Source organism: Streptomyces sp. XY431 (assembly GCF_001279805.1).
GTDB lineage: Bacteria > Actinomycetota > Actinomycetes > Streptomycetales > Streptomycetaceae > Kitasatospora > Kitasatospora purpeofusca.
Genome location: NZ_LGDO01000252.1, coordinates 1 through 1,477, shown reverse-complemented (window position 1 = coordinate 1,477; position 1,477 = coordinate 1). Strand labels below are relative to the sequence as shown.

General features: G+C 75.1%; 3 protein-coding genes. All 3 read right to left on the bottom strand.

Going from position 1 to position 1,477, the window contains the following annotated elements:
• On the bottom strand, window positions 1–346 hold a 346-nt coding region (locus tag ADK60_RS22590), incomplete at its 3' end, for a pirin family protein (RefSeq protein ID WP_199839723.1).
• Complete coding sequence (locus ADK60_RS47775; protein ID WP_199839722.1) at window positions 339–866, bottom strand: OsmC family protein; 528 nt, start codon at window positions 864–866, stop codon at window positions 339–341. The genes ADK60_RS22590 and ADK60_RS47775, both read right to left, overlap by 8 nt.
• Window positions 863–1,171 carry a GNAT family N-acetyltransferase gene (locus ADK60_RS22580; protein WP_053648462.1) on the bottom strand — a complete coding sequence of 103 codons (309 nt, stop codon included), beginning with the start codon at window positions 1,169–1,171 and terminating at the stop codon, window positions 863–865. The genes ADK60_RS47775 and ADK60_RS22580 overlap by 4 nt, the downstream gene beginning before the upstream one ends.
• Window positions 1,172–1,477 lie beyond the last annotated feature (306 nt).

Genomic DNA, 1,477 nt, shown 5'->3' with positions numbered 1-1,477 from the left:
CGGAGGTCATCAGCCCCAGCTCGCGGGGGCGGACGGTCCGCAGGCTGCCGAGGCTGTCGCGGTGCAGCACCTCGCCCGCGTGCAGCCAACTCACGGTCTGGAGGCCCATGTGGGGGTGCGGCGGCACCTGCATGCCCGGCTCGTCCGCGATGTCGTCCGGACCGTAGTGGTCCACGAACGCCCAGGCACCGACCATCCGCCGCCCCAGGTTGGGGAGCAGACGGCGGACCACGGTGCTGCCGCCGAGCGCGGCCTCGCGCGGGGCGAGGAGTTCGTGGACGGGGCCGCCCGGGGTGTCGGCGCGGCCGCCGCGGACGGAGGGGTTGGGGCTGTCGGCGTCAGGCATGGTGGACTCCGTTGGCGGTGCGCGGGGCGGCCGGGACGATGGGGGTGCCGGCGGAGACGGCCCGGGTGACGGGGGTCCGGTCGGCGATGTCGAGCAGGCGGGCGCGCTGCGCCTCGTCGAGGTCGCCGATCAGGTCGATCCGGCGGGTGATCCGGACGGCCTTCTCGGGGCCCTTCTCGTAGCCGAGGTGGACGCGCACGGTGGTCAGCGGCCACTGCTTGCGCTGGGCGTACATCCGCAGGGTGATCGCGGTGCAGGAGCCGAGGGCGGAGAGCAGCAGGCCGACCGGGGTGGTGGCGGTGTCGGCGCCGCCGGCCGATTCGGGCTCGTCGGCGGCGAGCCGGTGGCGGCCGGAGCGGATGTCGACGTGGTAGTCGTCGGCGGTGCTGGTCGCGACGGCGGCGGCGGAGCGGACGAACTCGGCCGGCTCGGCGGACTGGGCCGGCTCGACGGCGTGCACGGACTGCACGGACGGCACGGGCGCGGCGTCCGGGGCTCCCCCGGCGGCCTCGGCGGTCACAGGCCGAACCGCTCGTGCTGGGCGGCCGGGACGAGGTCGTGGTAGTCCGGGTGCTTGGTCAGCCAGCCGCGGATGAAGGGGCAGTACGGCAGCACGGCGAGCGCACGGGCGCGGGCGTCGTCGAGCACGGCGCGGGCGAGGATGCCGCCGAGGCCCTGGCCGCCGAAGCGCGGGTCGATCTCGGTGTGGATGAAGGCGATCTCGTCATCGTGGCGGAAGTACTCGGCGAAACCGGCGAGTTCGCCGTCGGCGGTGATCTCGTAGCGGGACTTCTCGGGGTTGTCGGCGACGGAGGTCGTCGTCATGGCGTACTCCTCGGGGTCGGGCCCTGGCGTCGGAGTTAATTTATCATTCAACTAATGGTCGATCAAGGACCGCCGGAGGGGAATCCGGCGGTCGGCACCCCGGGCGGACCCGCGGCGGGGCTCAGGAGAGGGCGGGACTCAGGAGAGGGTGACCGGCGGGGGCAGCGGGTGGCAGCCGTCCCAGGACGCCACCTGGCCGGACGGGCAGGAGACCGGGCGCGGCGGCAGGCTCGGGGCCGGGCGGGGCGGCACCGTCCACTGGCCCGGGTCGGGGCCGTCGTCGGGGTCGGCGGGCGGCTTGGGGGC

Excerpts from the sequence above, each read along its gene's own strand:
- ADK60_RS22580 (WP_053648462.1), bottom strand. The coding sequence starts at position 1,171 with ATGACGACGACCTCCGTCGCCGACAACCCCGAGAAGTCCCGCTACGAG.